Source organism: Pseudomonas sp. JAI111, from assembly GCF_024809425.1.
Classification (GTDB): Bacteria; Pseudomonadota; Gammaproteobacteria; order Pseudomonadales; family Pseudomonadaceae; genus Aquipseudomonas.
Genome location: NZ_JANUCB010000001.1, coordinates 99,443 through 117,071, shown reverse-complemented (window position 1 = coordinate 117,071; position 17,629 = coordinate 99,443). Strand labels below are relative to the sequence as shown.

The window sequence follows — 17,629 nt, the reverse complement described above, 5'->3', positions numbered from 1 at the left end:
GCGTTCTTTTGTTTTGTATGATGCCTTAATGAAGCTTCAGTGAGGCGTTATGCAAGACTCAAAAAATAGAGACGAGAACGAGTCGGGGAAATCAGCAGACCCCGTCAAATCGACGACTCGACGCCTTTCGCCTGAGGTCAGGGAAAAGCAAATCGTGCAGAAAGCCATTGAGCATTTTGCGACGTGCGGATTCTCGGGCAGTACTCGTGAGCTGGCGCGACAACTGGACATTACCCAACCGTTACTCTATCGATATTTTCCCAGTAAAGAGGCACTGATAGACCGCGTGTACGACGAGGTCTATCAGTGGGATTCCTCGTGGGAGGCGATTATCAAAGATCGCTGCGAACCCCTTCAGTCTCGCCTGGTGCATTTCTACACCTCATACGCTCGTGTGATTCTGCGCCGAGAGTGGATTCGTATCTTCGTATTCGCCGGGCTGACACGTGAAGGTATCAATGATCGGTATCTGGCTAAATTGCGTGAGCGGGTCTTCATTCCCGTCATTGCAGAAATCCGCCACGCTCATGGATTGGCGCCGGCCTCAGGTGAAACGATCAATGAAAAAGAGCTCGAACTGATCTGGAGTCTGCATGCCAGCATTTTCTATATCGGTGTGCGCAAATGGATTTACGATCTTCCAGTGACTGAAGACATTGATGCGCTGATCGAGCAAATGGTCGATGCATTCCTTAACGGCAGTCCCCACGTACTGCAGCAAGTCGATAACGATTTGGGTGAGAAGCCTCACTTGAATTGATCGGTTGCGATTCCGCTATTTCCTGCCTCCTGATCTCCTGTTTTGCCCTTCTTTTTTGTCGACCACTCATCACCTGTTTCAGCCTTCAACTGAGCGGGTGACGAGGGTCGTACGCGCGCCATTCCGCTCTGAAAAGCCCTTTCCCAACGCCTGAAGCTTTTTCTCTTTTTGCGACGCCACGACGTGGCTCAAGCCTGCCCTCAAAAATTTGAGCCTTCACCTATTTACTTCAATTTCCTCAGGTCGTATTGTTTATCAACTGATAAATAAATACAAAAAACTGTTGGAGGCACCATGCAAGTCGTGAAGCTCGCTCATTACTCGATCCGGTCGTTCGACCTGGAAAAATCCACTCGATTCTATGAAAGGGTGCTCGGTTTTACGCCTGGCTACCGGCCGCCATTCGATTTTCCTGGCGTCTGGTTGTACATGGGAGGAGATGAGAAGGACTTCGGCACGGTCCACATCATCGGGATTGATCCTTCCAATCCTGAAGGCCTGAAGAAATACCTGGGCGATAAAGAAGTCCCGCTGACAGGCACCGGAACGATTGATCACATTGCTTTTCTGGTCACCGGTCTGCTCGAGTTCTGGAACGTCTTCAAAGCCGAAGGGATTGCGTGGCGCGATCGCACCGTGCCGAGCCTTGGCCTCCATCAGGTGTTCATCGAAGATCCGTCGGGTGTCACCATCGAGCTCAATTTCCCGGCCTCCGAGATTGAAGCGGTGGGGTCTTACGCCTCCCATGTCGCTGCAACGGCGGGAGAGCAGCCATGATGAATTCCTTGAACAAGCCCCGCGCCATTGTCGTCGGCGGCTCGCTGGGCGGCCTGTTTGCAGCAAACATGCTGTTGCGCAAAGGTTGGGACGTAGAGGTCTTCGAACGCGTTCCGGATGAACTCGCTGGTCGAGGCGCGGGGATCGTTACACACCCTGAATTGTTCGAAGCGATGGCCGCAGCAGGAATTCCCCTCGACGCATCTGTTGGTATTGATGTGCTTTCGCGCGTCACTTTGGCCCAGGACGGCGATGTCGTACTTGAGAACGCACTCCCACAAACGCTAACCGCGTGGGGGAAGATGTACCAAGTGCTCCGCTGCGCATTCCCGGATTCACTGTATCGCTGTGGTGGCAGTGTGGTGTCGGTCGAAAGTACTGAAACCCATGCCAGCGTTACATTGGCCGATGGGACGACTCATCAAGCAGACGTCATTATTGCGGCTGATGGGTTTCGGTCGACGATTCGCCAACATTTTTTACCTGATGTGCACCTGCAATATGCCGGCTATATCGCCTGGCGCGGGTTAGTCGATGAAAGCGCCCTGTCTGACGCTGCCCACTCCGCACTTTTCGATAAATTCGCGTTTTGTTTGCCCCCGCATGAACAGATCTTGGGGTATCCAGTTGCCGGGCATTCCAACAGCACTCTTGTCGGCGAGCGCCGTTACAACTTTGTGTGGTATCGCACCAGCGGCGACGATGAATTGAAGGATTTGCTGAGGGATGAAAGCGGTAAACAATTTGAAGGTGGGATTCCTCCTGCGCTGATTCGCCGTGACGTGCTCGACAATATGTACAAATGCGCAGAGACATTACTGGCTCCGCAGTTTGCCGAAGTTGTAAAGAAAGCTGCTCAGCCGTTATTCCAGCCCATTTTCGATCTGGAAGTTCCCAAGATGAATTTCGGACGTGTCGCGTTGCTTGGCGACGCGGCATTTGTGGCGCGTCCTCATTGTGGGATGGGGGTTACCAAGGCCGCTGGTGACGCTTTGGCAATTGTGGAGGCACTGGAGCGACATGCGTCCGTTGAAGAGGCATTAGCGGACTACAGCGAACAACGTTGCCGTTTCGGTGCATCGATTGTTCAACACGCCAGGCATCTTGGCGCGTATATGCAGGCGCAACTGAAAAGCGCGGAAGAGCGCGAAATGGCGGAGTTGTACCGGACTCCGGAAGCCGTGATGCGTGAGACTGCAGTGCCCGTGAAGTTCTAACTCAGCCAAAAGCTATTTGCAGGAGATCACCATGGAACATGCATATCCGCAAGACGGTGGCCCCACCATGCCCGCTGAGCGGGTTGACGACACTATTCAAAACCCGATTCTTGTAAATCCAGAGTTTCGAGCTTTGGTAAAACAGCGCCGACTATTTTCGTGGAGCATGACGGCGCTTATGCTCACCGTCTATTTTGGTTTTATTCTTTCCCTGGCCTTTATACCTGCTCGTTTGGGTACGCCTATCACAGAAGGGCAGCCGATGACGTGGGGCGTGCCAATCGGTTTTGGAATGCTCGCTTTCACGACTCTCCTCGTGGCTGTCTATGTCTGGCGCACTAACACCTGCTACGACCCTAAAATAAAAACAATTATCAGGAGCTTCAACAAATGAAGCGTCTACTTATTGCAATCTCCGCCATGCTTGCTTCGGTAACGGTATACGCGGCCGATGTCCCTGGCGCAGTACAAAAACATAATCCCATTGCCATCGGTATGTTTTTGGCCTTCGTTATTTTCACTCTGTTCGTCACACGGTGGGCGGCACGCAAAAACAATAGCGTCGCGGATCACTATGCCGCCGGAGGAAAAATTACCGGCTTCCAGAATGGGTGGGCTATCGCAGGCGACTATATGTCCGCAGCATCTTTGCTGGGTATCTCCGCCTTGGTTTTCACCAGTGGATTTGATGGTCTGATTTACTCGATCGGCTTCCTTGCCAGTTGGCCGATCATTCTGTTTCTGATTGCAGAGCCATTGCGAAATCTGGGGCGCTATACCCTGGCAGACGTACTGTCCTATCGGCTGAAACAGCGACCTATACGAGCATTTTCGGCCTCCAGTTCCATTGTAATCGTGTTGCTTTACCTGGTTTCTCAACTGGTAGGTGCCGGAAAACTGGTGGAGTTGCTGTTTGGTTTTGATTACACCGCGGCGGTGCTTCTAGTGGGCACGCTTATGGTGATTTACGTTTTCTTTGGGGGGATGTTAGCGACCACCTGGATTCAGATTATCAAGGCCGTATTACTGCTGACCGGCTGCGTGTTTATGGCTTTCATGGTGCTGTCCCAATTCGGATTCAGTCTCAACCAGCTGTTCACTCAAGCGACCCAGGTGCATCCTTCCCATGGTGCAATCATGAGTCCTGGCGGTCTGATTACTGACCCGGTGTCTGCAGTTTCCCTAGGATTGGCATTAGTCTTCGGCACGGCAGGCCTTCCACACATCCTGATGCGGTTTTTCACTGTCGGTAACGTCAAGGCCGCGCGCCAAAGTATCCTTTATGCCACAGGTCTGGTCGGCATCGGTTATGCCCTGATCGTCATTATTGGCTTCGGCACTATCGCCCTGGTTGCCAGCAATCCCGATTATCACGATGCATCAGGTGGCATCTTAGGCGGCGTTAATATGGTTGCGATTCACCTCGCACACAACGTTGGCGGCAATGTGTTCCTGGGGTTTATGTGTGCTGTGTCGTTCTCGACGATATTGGCGGTAGTGGCAGGGCTCACCCTTGCAGGCTCCTCTGCTGTTTCACATGACCTCTACGCACATGCCCTGCGCCGGGGCACCGCCAGCGACCGTGAAGAGATGCGCGTCTCTCGTGTTACAACCATCGTGCTGGGTGTGTTGTCGATTCTATTGGCGATTGCTTTTGAAAAGCAGAACATCGCCTTTATTGTCAGTTTAACGTTCTCCATCGCCGCAAGTTCAAATTTCCCCGTGCTGTTATTGTCGATCTACTGGAAGGGCCTGACGACACGTGGCGCCGTAATTGGCGGATCGCTGGGGCTGGTATCAGCCATTACGCTTTGCATTCTTAGCCCTACCGTTTGGGTCAAGATTCTCCATAATCCGCAAGCCTGGTTCCCATACGAATATCCGGCCTTGTTTTCCATGGCCGTGGCATTTGTCGGTATCTTTTGTTTCTCTATTACCGATCGCTCGGTCAGTGCCATCGGTGAGCGCAATCGATTCGAAAATCAGCTGGTCGATTCTGAACTGGGTACGCCGGCAACATGGAAGGCACAACTGAAGGCTGATTAATTCGGGTTATTTCTGTTCACATTAAATAATGGCTGCGTGAAAGTGCAGTCCATGTGAATACCTATGCCTGAAAAGACACTGAATAGTTTATAAAACAATAATAAGGTGGGAATAATGAAGTGTACTTTGACTGTTGTAGCGGCCCTGTGCGTATTGGCGCAGCAAGCCCATGCGGCGGGTTTTATCGAAGATAGTAAAGCTGCGCTGAAACTGCGTAACTTCTATATCAATAGCGATTACCGAGACTCGGCAACACCCGCTCAGAAAGCCGCTAACCAGAGCTATCAAGCGGAGTGGGGACAAGCCTTTCAGCTTGAATTTATCTCGGGTTATACCCCGGGGGCTGTAGGTTTCGGTGTTGATGCGTTGGGCATGTTGGGTGTCAAGCTGGATTCGAGCGTTGGCAAGCATGGCAACCCAACAGGGACAAACTACGGAGGCATCGTGTTTCCAAGCGACGGCAACCATGCTGTTGACGATTTTTCCAGTTTGGGATTGACCGGCAAAGTCAAAATATCCAAGACCGAGTTGAAGCTTGGAACCTTGGTCCCGAAACTGCCGGTGATTTTCAGCAATGACGGACGATTGTTGCCACAAACCTGGCAAGGAACCCAGGTTACTTCGGCAGACATCAAAGATTTGACCTTGGTAGGAGGCCAAATTGATGAGGTGAAGGGCCGAAACTCCAGCAACAATGAAAACATGTCCATCGCGGGTGCGAACAATCCTGTCACCGGCCGCTTCAGTAATAAATTCATCTACGCCGGTGGCGATTACAAACTGACTAAAGATTTAACCTTGCAATACTATTACGGCAATCTGAAAGATTTTTATAAGCAAAATTTTCTTGGTCTCATTCATAACTGGGCAATCGGACCTGGGGTCCTGACCAGTGACTTTCGATACTTTAATAGCAAGGATGATGGCGCAAACGGCCATGACCCTGCGTATTTTACGACGGGTTATTACGGTGGTACTACATTAAAAGGGAAGGTCGACAATAATCTGTTCAGTGGATTATTTACCTACGCCGTTGAGGGTCACACCTTTGGTGCAGGCTATGAAGTCAGCAATGGTGAAAGTGACTTCCCCTATTTGAACCAGGGTGACGGCCCAACCACCTACACCATCACGGAGATGCAGGTTCAGAAATTCGTTCATGCCGGTGAGAAGTCATGGCAGGCCCGTTACTCTTATGACTTTGCAAAAGTGGGCTTGCCAGGAGCCACAGCGGGTGTTGTGTATGTCAGAGGTGATGATATCAATACTGTTGCTTCCAGCAATTCCAGTGAATGGGAACGAGATATTACGCTGGCCTATGTCGTGCAATCAGGCCCGCTGAAAGGGTTGGGTGTCATGTGGAAAAATGCAATGGTGCGAAACAATATCCCGAACACCCGCCAGCAAGATGAGAACCGCGTGATCATAAATTACCAATTGGCGTTGTTTTGATTTCTAAGCGGTAGGGCTCGCTTCGAGGAAGCGATCGTTCGTATTGAAAGAACTGGCTGACCGCTGTAACCGACAGGCAATGCTTTTGCGAGTGTTGCGTGTACATGTCGTTCTCTTCCAACGGCATTTTTTATAGAAGAGCAACATTTCCCTTGATTGGGGTAGGGCGGTGTAAGTGATCCTTCACCGCCTTTTTTATTCTGATTCTGTCTCGATCATGACCCCAGTACATCCTGCCAACCACGTCGCGCCAGCGGCAGATCCAGCAAGCGCTTACCCGTGGCATCGTTGATGGCATTGCCCAACGCTGCCGCCATGGGGCCCTGGACGATTTCCGCAGCGCCGAGAAATGGCTGATCCGGCTGATCAATCATGTGGACCTCGACCTGTTGCGGCAACTCCGGAAAACGCATGATCGGATAGCCGCTCCAGTCGAAGCTGTGCATGCCACTGGCGTCATAGAGAATTCGTTCATAGAGCGTCCAGCTGGCGGACTGCACGATGCCGCCCTGGATCTGATTGAGCAGCCCGTCGGGGCTGACAATTTGCCCCACGTCGACGGCGGCGACTACGCGATCAATCGTCACCTGTCCGGTCTGGCGTTGCACATGCAACTGCACGGCAATCGCGCAGTATCCCATGATGTTTTTGTAGCGGGCGAAGGCGAAGCCGATTCCGCTGCCGGGCCCCGTTGCTTTTTGTGGCCAGCGAAACTCTGCGGCCACGCGCTCCACCACCGCCCGTGCTCGTGGATCGCTCAAGTGATTCAGGCGAAATTGCACCGGGTCCACGGCGGCCCGGGCCGCCAGCTCATCGACGGTGCTCTCGATGGCGAAGATGTTGATATGGGCACCGAGCGAACGCATGGCCGAGGTCCTGAATGGCATGGTCAGCACAAAGTTCATATCGACCTTCAGGTTGGGTATCTCATACAACGGCACGGCATTACGGTCGCCGTCACCTTCGGGCTGAGCGATCGGCACCGAAGGTGCCGGGGTGAAGGGATTGGCCAACAGCCACGCCGGCAACAGACGCCCGGCATTGACGATACGTTCGTTGTGCGGCGTACTCCAGAGTTCGTATTTCCAGTCGCGAAGATGTCCGCTGTCGTCCACTCCCGCTTCCACTTCGGCAAGCATGGCCGAGCTGTAGGGCTCCCAGAGATTTTCCTGTTCGCGCATCCATTGCACCCGTATCGGCTTGCCGGGAATGGCCATGGCGATCAGCGCGGCATCGGCGGCGGCGTCATCGGCGCCGTTGTGGCCATAGCAACCGGAGCCTTCAGCATGGATGCAACGCACCTGAGCCACCGGCAGGCCGATCATCTCGGCGATGCCTGCGCGCAATGGATAGACACCTTGCGTGTGGGTCCAGACGGTCAGTGTTCCATCCTTGAACCAGGCCACGGCGCAGGAGGGGCCGATGGAGCCGTGCATCAGGTATTGCTTGGTCACCCGGGCCTTGTAGGCGCGCGGCACCGGTTGCGGGAGGTCACCCTTGGCGCTCACCGGGTAGCACCGCGCCGGCAATTCGGTGAGGAGTTGATGGATGTGTGTCGAATCAGGTAGCGGGTTTCCTTCTGTCCAGCGGGCCGTGGCGTAGCCTTCGCGCATCGCTTTGATCGCCAGCCATTCATCGGTGGCGACCACGGCGAGGTAGCTGCCGTTGCGGATCAGTTTCACCCCGCCAGGGAGTTTCTTCAGGGCGGCCTCGTCAATGTCCAGAAGCTGACTGCCGCGCCGGGGAGGGCGTATCACACGGGCATGCAGCATATCGGGCAGGCGCATGTCCTGCACATAGGCCGCACCGCCGCTGACCTTGGCCGGGATGTCCAGCCGAGGCAACGATTTGCCGATCAGAGTGAAACTGCTGGCTGGCTTGAAGGGCGATTTGGCCGATGCAAAACGATGCAGTTGAACGCCTTCCACAGCTTGTACATAGGTCATGCTGCGGCCTTGTGCATCGTAGATCACCGCATCCCGCGTGGTCAGGCTGTCGATGGGGCGTTGCCAATGCCGCGCCGCGGACTCGAGTAACAACTGACGCACCTGAGCCGCGGCGTTGAACAGCGCAGTGCCGCTGTCGACGATCGTATGGCTGCCGGCGGTATAACCTTCATTGGGTGTCAGTGCGGTGTCGGCAGTGAGAAAACGGATGAGTCCAGGCGGCACTTCCAGGCGTTCGGCGGCGATCTGCAGGAGCGCAGTTTTAACGCCGGTGCCCAGTTCCACCTTGCCGGTGTAGACGGTGATGCCATCTTTCGCATCGATGCGGATCCAGGCGTCCAGATAGGGCGTTGCCCGCAGGCTGCCGGGCAGATCAGGGGCCAGGATTGTCGTACCCAAGGTGTCCACTTCGGTGTCAGCGAAGGCGCGGGGAATACCCGGAAGCATCGCGAAGCCCATCACCAATGCCCCGTTTATCACGAAGGCACGGCGGCTCAGATCGACGTTTTGCGTGAGGTTTTTCATACCTTGCCTCCCTGGGCGGCAACCGACTTGATTGCCGCGAGGATCCGCACATGGGTGCCGCAGCGGCACAAGTTGGGCGCCATGTGGCGGCGGATCGTTTCATCGTCTGGATGAGGGTTGGCCTCCAGCAGCGCCTGTGCCCGTACGATCATTCCCGCGATGCAATAACCACACTGGGCGGCCTGTTCGTCGATGAAGGCTTTCTGCAACGGCCCCGGTTGGTCGGCACTGCCCAGGCTCTCGACGGTGCGCACCGATTTGCCCGCCAGCGCGCCGCACGGCGTCAGGCAGGAAAACACCGGTTTGCCGTTCACTAACACGGTGCAAGCGCCGCACTGACCCAGACCGCAGCCGTATTTGGCGCCATTGAGCCCCACCTGATTGCGCAAGGCATACAGCAGGGGCATGTCGTCCGCGATGTCCAGTTCGTGAGTTTTGCCGTTGATGTCGAGTGTGATCACGGTTGCTGCTCCTGAGCCCGAATGCTTTTGATGGTCTTGTCGAGATCCGTCCAGGGTCGGTTCACACAGCTCTCATTGCGCAAGTACTCGGCAAGTGCAGCCACATGGGTGTCGTCCAGGCTAGGGGCGAAGGCGGGCATGTAGTGGCTGGAAGCGGTGCTGGACATCGGGATGCCCTGCAGGATGGTCTGGATCAAATTGCGTGGCGAGTCCGCCATCACCGCCGAGGAGTTCGCCAGCGCCGGCCGCGATTCAATGACGCGCATCGGTGCCGCTTTACTGTGGCAACTTGCGCAGGCACCTTCGAACAACGAGGCACCCAGAAGCGCCTTGTCGCTGGGCTTGACCCCGGAAGTGCAGGGCGGCGATGGGGCATCCGATGAAGTTTTCTTGAGGTCAAGAATGTACTGCGCAATGGCATGGGCGTCTTCCGTCGGCAATTGCGCGATGCTCAGACTGACCGGCAACATCGGGCCCGCCGCTGCGCCGTGTCCTTCGGCGACCTCGCCCGTCAGATAGGCGACCAACTGGGCTTCATTCCAGGGGTGTTGTGCCTCGGTCATTCCGCGCAGGGCGGGGGCTGTCCAGCCGTCGACGACACCACCGTTGAACAGTTCGCTGCCTTTCTCCCCGCCAATCAGATTCAGGGGCGAATGGCAGGATGAACAGTGTCCCGCTCCCTCGACCAGATAGCGTCCGCGGTTCCATTGTGCTGACCGGTTGGGAACTGGTTCCAGCGGATCTCCATGCAGGAACAGCAAGTTCCAGAAGGACACCAGCGGACGGAAGTTCATGGGGAAGACCATATGGTTTTGCGGCGCGGTGTATTTGATCGGGTCCACGCTCATCAGGTAGGCATAGGCGTCGGCAATATCGGCATCGCTCATCTTCCGGTAATGCACGTAGGGGAACGCCGGATAAAGGAAATGGCCGTCACGCGCGATACCTTCACGCATGGCCCGTTCAAAGGCGTCCAGCGACCACTTTCCGATACCGGATTCCGGATCCGGGGTGATGTTGGTGGTGAAGAGGGTTCCGAAAGGCGTTACCAGCGGCAAACCGCCAGCCATGTAGGCGCCTCCTGGCCGCGTGTGGCAGACCGCACAGTCTCCCGCTTCGACGACGCGGCGGCCTCTGTCCAGTGTCTCGCGATCAGCATTCTGGGGCTGGCTGACCGTGGCAATTTCCGGCCTCCACATCATCCAGAACGCAAACCCTAACCCCACGACGCCGATCGCCAGAACGGCACCGATGATCGTTTTGCGCTTCATCGCCTTACCTCTCGAGCTGCATTAACGACAGATTTTTCAATCCGCCGCGTGCGATTGGCGTACGGCGATTTTCCATGGCATGAGCTTAGAGAGGGCGGTTGTGATGGAGTACCCCATCAAGGCGCAACGCTACATTGCGCCACGCGCAACAGCGGCAGAATTAACAACCGTTAACTCGCGTAGCGTGCGCCCATGCTCAAAGATAGACCTTCAAGGATCGTATCGATGCCACTGAAGGGGTTTCATGGACAAGCTGCTCGCACTGAAAATGTTCATCCAGTCGGTAGATTCCAAGGGCTTTGCATCTGCCGCCAGGCAACTCAATCTGGCACCCTCTTCAGTGACCAGAATGATCGACAGGCTCGAGGGTGACCTGGGTACCGTGCTGTTGAAGCGCTCCACCCGGCAAGTCACGTTGACGGATGCCGGTGGTGTGTACTACCTGAAAAGCCTGGATATTCTGAGCGCCATGGCTGACGCGGACGAGTCGGTTTCGGACCGCGGTGACGTGCCCGCCGGACAGTTGCGTATCTCAGTGCCCGTGGCGTTGGGTCACCGTCTCATTGCCCCTCACATCGGCGCGCTTTTAGCGCGCTATCCACTGCTTGCGCTGGATATGACGCTGTCAGACGACATCGTCGATTTGCTCGGTGAACGCATCGATCTATCGATCCGGATGGGGTCGCCAGCGGCGATGGAAACCCTGGTCAGCCGCTGCATCGGCAGCGTTCGACGCCGAGTGGTTGCCAGCGCCGAGTACCTGGAAGCTCGAGGATTTCCCGACCGGCCCATGGACCTCATGCAACACGAGTGCATGTGCTTCAACGATGGCGCGTCGCAGCAGTTCTGGACATTTACAGAGCAGGGCCAAGAGGTGCGCGTGCCCGTCGACGGGCAATTCAAGAGCAACAATGACGAGGTCCTGCGCGAAGTGGTGCTGGCCGGGTGCGGGGTGGCGCTGTTACCCGATTGGCTGGTCAAGGACGACATCGACGGTGGTCTGCTCACGCCCTTGTTCGACGCTTTTGTCGTCAATCCGAACAGCACAAGTTCGGCGATCTCGGCCCTGTACCTGCCCAATCACCGTGGCTCGAAACGGATCAATGCGTTCATTGAGTTCATCAGCGAATTACTCCAGCTGCAAAGCCCACCGAAGGCGTAATCGGCTCATCGTTGCGTTTTGCGAAACGCTACGTTGTGCAACTGACGGATTCTCTGACGGCGCTCCGGCACCTACCTTGGGGGGGTGAAACACTCAACCACGGAGACCGTCATGAGTTTGCACTCATCCACAATTCAAGTGACTTACGACTTCATCTGCCCATGGTGCTGGATCGGTGAGGAAAATCTCGAACGCGCGCTTGCCGCTTCGGGTTTATCAACGGACCGCCCAATCAGCTTCCTGCCTTATCAGTTGAACCCGGACATGCCCGTTCGAGGCATGGATCGCAAAGCCTATCGCTCTGGCAAATTCGGCAGCTGGGCACGTAGCCAGGCCATGGACGCACAGGTCACCCACGCCGGTAAGGCGGTCGGCCTTGAGTTCGATTACGAGCGAGTCGAAAAAACGCCCAACACCCTGGCCGCGCATCGTTTGGTATGGCGCGAGCAACAGGCGGGTCGAGACGCATCGCCGCTGGTCAAGGCCATTTTCAAGGCGTACTTCGGCGAGGGACGGGATATCGGCGACCTCACGGTACTGGCCGACATCGCTGCCGAAAACGGGCAGGACCGAGTGGCCATTGTCGACTTTCTAAAGGCTGAAGAAGGCACGGCTGAAGTCTTGAAGCTCGAAGCCCAAACCAAGGCGTCCGGTGTGCGCTCGGTACCGAGTATCCAGATCGCAGATGACGTGATCAGTGGCGCCCAGCCCATCGAAATAATGATCCAGATACTGAAACGAAGCGAAGCCGCCTAAGGCGTTTGTTCAATCCCTATCCATTCAGGAAATCATCATGACTCATCATTTGTTCAGCCCGATCAAACTCGGTCAACTCACCCTCAATCACCGCGTCGCCATGGCGCCTCTGACTCGCTCGCGGGCAGGACAACCGGGCAACGTACCGACACCGATGAACGTCGAGTACTACCGTCAGCGTGCCAGTGCCGCATTGATCATTACCGAGGCTACGCAGATTTCGCAGCAGGGCCAGGGTTATGCATGGACGCCCGGCATTCATAGCGACGAGCAGATTCAGGGTTGGCGAGCTGTCAGCGAGGCGGTACACGCTGAAGGCGGACGCATTTTCCTGCAGCTCTGGCATGTGGGGCGCGTGTCGCACCCGGTGTTCCAGCCCAACGGCGGCTTGCCGGTGGCGCCGACTGCGCAGCCGGTGCCTGGGAAGACATTCATCCTCAATGAACAAGGCGAGGGCGTCTGGGGTGATGTCCCTGTGCCTCAGGAACTGGACATTCCAGGGATCGAAGCGATCGTTGCCGACTTCCGCAAAGCCGCTCGCAATGCGCTTCTGGCCGGTATGGACGGTGTGGAAATTCACGCGGGCAATGGCTACCTGCTCGACCAATTCATCAACAGCGCCAGCAATCAGCGCAGTGATCGCTACGGTGGAAGTATCGAAAACCGTGCGCGGCTGCTGCTTGAAGTCGTGGAAGCCGTGACCGCGGAAGTAGGTGCCGAACGCGTTGCTGTTCGCCTGACACCGATGGGGCGTTTCATGGGAATGGGCGATGACACCCCGGAACAAACCTTCGGCTACATTGCGTCAAGGCTCAATCACTGGAATCTCGCTTACCTGCACCTGGTAGAACCGATGATGGTCGGCACAGTGCTCGACGAAAGCAATGATCCGCGCTGGGACGCGATCATCAAGCAGCTGCGTAGTGACTTCCACGGTGTTCTGATGCTGGCGGGTGGTTATTCCGGCGAAACGGCGGAACAGGCCATCGCACAGGGGCGTGCTGATCTCATCGCTTTTGGTCGCCCGTTCATTGCCAACCCTGACTTGCCGGCTCGTTTGCGCGGTCGCAACGAACTCAACATGGCGGACGGCAACAGCTTTTTTGGCGGCGACGCCAAGGGCTACATCGACTATCCGGTGTTGGCATAACGCAACGGTAAACCCGAGCTTGGGGAATCACCACGCAACGAGGAGAAAGGTAATGAAGAGTTCAGGCGTTCCGAAGGCCTTGGTCATCGGTGGTTCCCTGGGAGGGCTGTTCGCCGCCACGGCGTTACGCGCGATTGGTTGGCAGGTCGATATTTACGAGCGATCCCCGGCGGCGATGGATAGCCGTGGCGGAGGCATCGTTCTGCAAGCGGATGTCCTGCAGCATTTTCGTTATGCGGACATTCATCCGGCAGGTGCGCTCGGCGTGCGGTCCCATGATCGTCTCTATCTGGATCGAGCCGGTACCGTGGTGCATAAAGAACTGATGCCGCAAACCCAGACGTCTTGGAACACACTGTACAGCTCATTATTTTCTGCATTTCCTGCTGAGCATTATCACCGTGGCAAGACGCTGGTGGATCTGACTCAGAATGAGCACCGAGTGACTGCGATTTTTGCCGATGGCAGCACTGCCGAGGCCGACCTGCTGATTGGCGCTGATGGCGCCGGTTCAACCGTGCGAAGCGTGGTGTTGCCTGGAGTGGCACCTGCCTATTCGGGGTATGTGGTGTGGCGTGGGCTTGTCGATGAAGAGCAACTTCCAGACTTCGCCAAAACGCAGATTTACGAGGACTTTGTTTTTCAACAGGACCCTGAATCGTTGATGCTGGAATACATGGTGCCGGGCGTGAATGGCTCCGTTATTCCTGGCGAGCGTCGGTTCAATTGGCTGTGGTATTTAAAAGCTGCGCAAGGACCGGAATTGGACGCTGTGCTCACTGACAGTAATGGCCATCGGCGCAGTCACTCCATTCCACCTGGAGCCTTGGCCCCTGGGCAGGATGCATATATTCGGGAAATAGGTGAGCGGCAGGCGAACCCGGCTTTTCGAGAAGTGATTCGCCAGACCAAGGATATTTTCGTGCAAGCGATCCTTGATCTCAAAGTCCCTCAAATGGTGTTTGGCCGTGTGCTGTTGACCGGCGATGCCGCTTTTGTGCCGCGCCCTCATACCGCCGGAAGCACGGCCAAGGCGGCTCGCAACGCATTGTCCCTGGCTCAGGTAATCGACGACGTCGGCGACATCGATAAAGCCCTGCTAGTCTGGCAGAAACAACAACTTGCAGAAGGCAATCGCATGGGCGACTGGGGGGTGAGTATGGGCAATCGGATTATGGGTATCGCAAGCCTCGTTAATCAATCAGGCCATTGAGCACAGCTATGCAAGACTCCGATCGCCGGGTCATGCACAGTCGCTACCTTTACCTTTCGCTCTCGGAATCCGTACATGGATAAGTTGCTGGCGCTGAAAATGTTTGTCGAAACGGTGCGCTGTGGAGGTTACTCATCGGCGGCGCGCAAGCTCGGCATCTCCACTTCGTCAGTGACGCGGCAGGTCGCGGGGCTGGAAAGTGAATTGGGTGCCAGCCTGCTGAACCGCACCACGCGTAACACGAGCGTCACGGTGGCGGGGCAGCACTATTTCGATAAAGCCGTGGCGATCCTCGAGGCCATCGACGAAGCCGATGCCGTCGTTGCCGATCGTGGCAGCGAAGCGCAAGGGCGTTTGCGGGTCAGCGTCCCGGTGGAATTCGGCCGGCGAATCATCGCTCCGCACCTGGGGCGGTTGCTTGAGCGCCATCCCGGCCTGGAGATCAGCCTCTCGCTGAGTGACGAGGTCAGCGACCTGCTCAGCGAACAAATCGACGTATCGGTGCGTCTCGGTTCATCGGTCGTCAGTGAGGACATCGTCAGCAAGCGGTTGGGGGATTTCCAGCGTTGGGTGGTGGCAAGTCCCGAATACCTGACGCGAACCGGTCTGCCACGACACCCCCGTGACCTGCTGGAGCACCAGTGCTTGCGTTTCGATTACCGCACGGGCCACCACAACTGGACATTCCAGGGCGATGAGGACGTCATCCGCTTGAATGTGCAGGGACGGCTGCAAAGCAACAACGCCGACATTCTGCGCGAGGCCGCCTTGGCCGGTGGCGGGGTGACGTTATTGGCCGATTGGCTGGTGCGTGACGATGTCAGTGCAGGTCGGTTGACGCGGGTGCTGGAGCAATATGAGGTCAACCCTGGCAGCGCAAGCTCCTGCATCAATGCGCTGTATCTGCCCAACCACCGAGGCTCCAGTCGCATCAATGTATTCATAGAATTTCTTCAGGAAATACTCGCGCCTTGAGCACGTGCTGTGCATCAGGCTAGACCGCGCGGCACCTGTACTACGTTCGCTGAGCATTGATAAAGTCGACAAATGCCCTAAGAGGCGAGGGCAGATAGCGTCTGCCAGGGTAATAGAGAAACGGGCCGGTAAAATTCTGCCACCAGGGTTCCAGCACCGGTTCCAGTGCGCCGCTATCCAGATGGGGCTGAAGCCAGTCCTCAAACAGCTGGATAATCCCCAGCCCGTCAATCGCAGCCTGAACGGCCAGGTCCACAGTGCCACCCAAGCTGACAATCAACGGCCCGGTCGGGTCCACGTTAATGATTTCGCCATGACGTTCGTACTCCCAGAGCGGCATCGCGCCACTGGGAAATCGGCCCCGCAGGCAGGCGTGCTTCAACAGATCCCGAGGGTGTTCCGGCCGACCTCTGGCATCAAGGTAAGCCGGCGATGCAGCCGTGGCAAAACGCTGGAATCGTGGGCCGATGGGGACCGCAATCATGTCCTGCTCAAGGCGTTCATCGTAGCGGATACCCGCGTCACAACCCGCGGCAAGCATGTCGACAAAACTCTCCTCGATCATGACCTCCAGGCGAATGTCGGGATAGGTCTGCAGGAAGGGGGTAATGATCGGCGGAAGCACCAGCCTTGCGGCGCTTGCCGGCACGTTCAGCTTAAGTGTGCCGGAGGGGCGCCCGCGGAAGTCGTTGACGACATCAAGAGCAGATTCGACTTCCCCCAACGCGGGCACAATGCGCTCCATCAATCTCGCGCCCGCCTCAGTCGGTCTCACGCTGCGGGTGGTCCGGTTGAGCAACCGTACGCCTAGCCTCTCTTCCAGGCGGCGCACGGCATCACTCAGACTTGAGGCGGATCTGCCACTCGTCCTGGCGCCTTCGCGAAACCCTCCGGCATTCACTACGGCAACAAAGGCGAGCAAGTCTTGAATGTTGGTTTGCATTGTTCTCTCAGCCGTACAACCCGTGCCGATTGCACCCTATTACCTGTGAAGTGGTCAATGCCTATAGTTCGCCACACATACTCTGATAGAGGTAGACAACATGAGCAAAGTGGCTAAGGCAGGTTCGTTCTTATTGGGCGACCGGTCGGTAAATCGTATGGGCTATGGTGCGATGCAATTGGCGGGACCTCACGTTTTTGGGCCTCCCAAAGACTCGAAAGCGGCCATTGCCGTGCTGCGTGAAGCGCTGGCATCGGGTGTAAACCACATTGATACCGCCGATTTTTACGGTCCTCACGTGACCAACCAACTGATCCGTGAAGCTTTACACCCTTATGCTGAAAACCTGGTGATCGTGACCAAGGTCGGCGCACTCCGCGGCGCTGATGGCTCTTGGAATCCAGCGCAGAGCCCCGCCGAATTGACCCAGGCCGTGCATGACAACCTGCGCAATCTTGGTGTCGACGTACTGGATGTGGTGAACCTTCGGGCTATGGGCAACCAGCAAGCGCCCGTCGAAGGGTCTATCGAGGAGGCCTTTACCACACTTGCGGAATTACAACGTCAGGGGCTCATTCGCCACTTGGGCGTCAGCAATGTCACGCCATCGCAGGTCAAGCAAGCGCAGGGGATCGCGGACATCGTCTGCGTGCAGAACCACTACAATCTGACACACCGTGAAGACGAGGCGCTTATTTCCGAGTTGGGTCAGCAGGGCATTGCTTATGTGCCGTTCTTTCCTCTGGGTGGTTTCACACCTCTACAGTCGCAAGTCCTCTCGAACGTAGCGACACGCATGGACGTTTCACCTCTGTGCTTGGCGCTGGCGTGGCTGCTGCAACGTGCACCCAATATCCTGTTGATACCGGGCACGTCTTCGGTGGCACACCTGCGGGAAAACCTCACCGCGAGCGAGTTGGTCATTGCACCGCAGGTGCTGGCCGAGTTGGAGGTGCTGGGATAAAGGAGCGGCGA

The 17,629-nt window shown here is 56.4% G+C and carries 16 protein-coding genes; 12 read left to right on the top strand and 4 right to left on the bottom strand.

Annotation, left to right across the window (positions count from 1 at the left end):
* Window positions 1-49 precede the first annotated feature (49 nt).
* The 6 genes from HNR03_RS00535 (at window position 50) to HNR03_RS00510 (ending at window position 6,252) form a co-directional block, all read left to right on the top strand.
* Entirely contained in the window at window positions 50-760 is a 711-nt protein-coding gene (locus tag HNR03_RS00535; RefSeq protein ID WP_259150057.1) for a TetR/AcrR family transcriptional regulator, read from the top strand.
* A 294-nt stretch (window positions 761-1,054) separates the two neighbouring features.
* Complete coding sequence (locus HNR03_RS00530; RefSeq protein ID WP_259150056.1) at window positions 1,055-1,537, top strand: VOC family protein; 483 nt, start codon at window positions 1,055-1,057, stop codon at window positions 1,535-1,537.
* On the top strand, window positions 1,534-2,754 hold the full coding sequence (locus HNR03_RS00525; RefSeq protein WP_259150055.1) for an FAD binding domain-containing protein: 1,221 nt from the start codon (window positions 1,534-1,536) through the stop codon (window positions 2,752-2,754). The genes HNR03_RS00530 and HNR03_RS00525 overlap by 4 nt, the downstream gene beginning before the upstream one ends.
* Window positions 2,755-2,785: 31 nt before the next feature.
* Window positions 2,786-3,148 carry a DUF485 domain-containing protein gene (locus tag HNR03_RS00520; protein ID WP_222585785.1) on the top strand — a complete coding sequence of 121 codons (363 nt, stop codon included), beginning with the start codon at window positions 2,786-2,788 and terminating at the stop codon, window positions 3,146-3,148.
* The gene (locus HNR03_RS00515) at window positions 3,145-4,800 is read left to right on the top strand and encodes a cation acetate symporter (RefSeq protein ID WP_259150054.1); all 1,656 of its coding nucleotides are present in this window, start codon (window positions 3,145-3,147) and stop codon (window positions 4,798-4,800) included. Before HNR03_RS00520 ends, HNR03_RS00515 begins: the two co-directional genes overlap by 4 nt.
* Window positions 4,801-4,911: 111 nt before the next feature.
* Window positions 4,912-6,252: an OprD family porin gene (locus tag HNR03_RS00510; RefSeq protein ID WP_259152057.1), complete on the top strand. Its 1,341-nt coding sequence runs from the start codon at window positions 4,912-4,914 to the stop codon at window positions 6,250-6,252.
* A 215-nt stretch (window positions 6,253-6,467) separates the two neighbouring features.
* On the opposite strand, the gene HNR03_RS00505 is transcribed toward HNR03_RS00510, so the two are convergent.
* The 3 genes from HNR03_RS00505 to HNR03_RS00495 are packed head-to-tail and all read right to left on the bottom strand — an operon-like array spanning window position 6,468 to window position 10,455.
* Window positions 6,468-8,723, bottom strand: coding sequence for a molybdopterin cofactor-binding domain-containing protein (locus HNR03_RS00505; RefSeq protein WP_259150053.1), 2,256 nt, complete (start codon window positions 8,721-8,723; stop codon window positions 6,468-6,470).
* Entirely contained in the window at window positions 8,720-9,184 is a 465-nt protein-coding gene (locus HNR03_RS00500) for a (2Fe-2S)-binding protein (RefSeq protein WP_259150052.1), read from the bottom strand. Before HNR03_RS00500 ends, HNR03_RS00505 begins: the two co-directional genes overlap by 4 nt.
* Window positions 9,181-10,455, bottom strand: a complete 1,275-nt coding sequence (locus tag HNR03_RS00495) for a c-type cytochrome (RefSeq protein WP_259150051.1) — start codon at window positions 10,453-10,455, stop codon at window positions 9,181-9,183. The genes HNR03_RS00500 and HNR03_RS00495 overlap by 4 nt, the downstream gene beginning before the upstream one ends.
* 244 nt (window positions 10,456-10,699) lie before the next feature.
* On the opposite strand from HNR03_RS00495, the gene HNR03_RS00490 reads away from it, so the two are divergent.
* The 5 genes from HNR03_RS00490 to HNR03_RS00470 all read left to right on the top strand — a co-directional run bounded on the left by HNR03_RS00490 (window position 10,700) and on the right by HNR03_RS00470 (window position 15,711).
* Window positions 10,700-11,617: a LysR family transcriptional regulator gene (locus HNR03_RS00490; protein ID WP_259150050.1), complete on the top strand. Its 918-nt coding sequence runs from the start codon at window positions 10,700-10,702 to the stop codon at window positions 11,615-11,617.
* A 111-nt stretch (window positions 11,618-11,728) separates the two neighbouring features.
* A complete protein-coding gene (locus tag HNR03_RS00485; protein WP_259150049.1) occupies window positions 11,729-12,373 on the top strand; it encodes a DsbA family oxidoreductase in 645 nt (214 codons plus the stop codon).
* Window positions 12,374-12,410: 37 nt separating this feature from the next.
* On the top strand, window positions 12,411-13,523 hold the full coding sequence (locus HNR03_RS00480) for an alkene reductase (RefSeq protein ID WP_259150048.1): 1,113 nt from the start codon (window positions 12,411-12,413) through the stop codon (window positions 13,521-13,523).
* Between the two features lie 52 nt (window positions 13,524-13,575).
* Window positions 13,576-14,736, top strand: coding sequence for an FAD binding domain-containing protein (locus tag HNR03_RS00475; RefSeq protein ID WP_259150047.1), 1,161 nt, complete (start codon window positions 13,576-13,578; stop codon window positions 14,734-14,736).
* A gap of 75 nt (window positions 14,737-14,811) precedes the next feature.
* Window positions 14,812-15,711, top strand: coding sequence for a LysR family transcriptional regulator (locus HNR03_RS00470; RefSeq protein WP_222585797.1), 900 nt, complete (start codon window positions 14,812-14,814; stop codon window positions 15,709-15,711).
* A gap of 40 nt (window positions 15,712-15,751) precedes the next feature.
* Here the strand turns inward: HNR03_RS00470 and HNR03_RS00465 are convergent, their stop codons facing one another.
* Window positions 15,752-16,654: a LysR family transcriptional regulator gene (locus HNR03_RS00465; protein ID WP_259150044.1), complete on the bottom strand. Its 903-nt coding sequence runs from the start codon at window positions 16,652-16,654 to the stop codon at window positions 15,752-15,754.
* Between the two features lie 100 nt (window positions 16,655-16,754).
* On the opposite strand from HNR03_RS00465, the gene HNR03_RS00460 reads away from it, so the two are divergent.
* Complete coding sequence (locus HNR03_RS00460) at window positions 16,755-17,618, top strand: aldo/keto reductase family oxidoreductase (protein ID WP_259150043.1); 864 nt, start codon at window positions 16,755-16,757, stop codon at window positions 17,616-17,618.
* The last annotated feature ends 11 nt before the right edge of the window (window positions 17,619-17,629 follow it).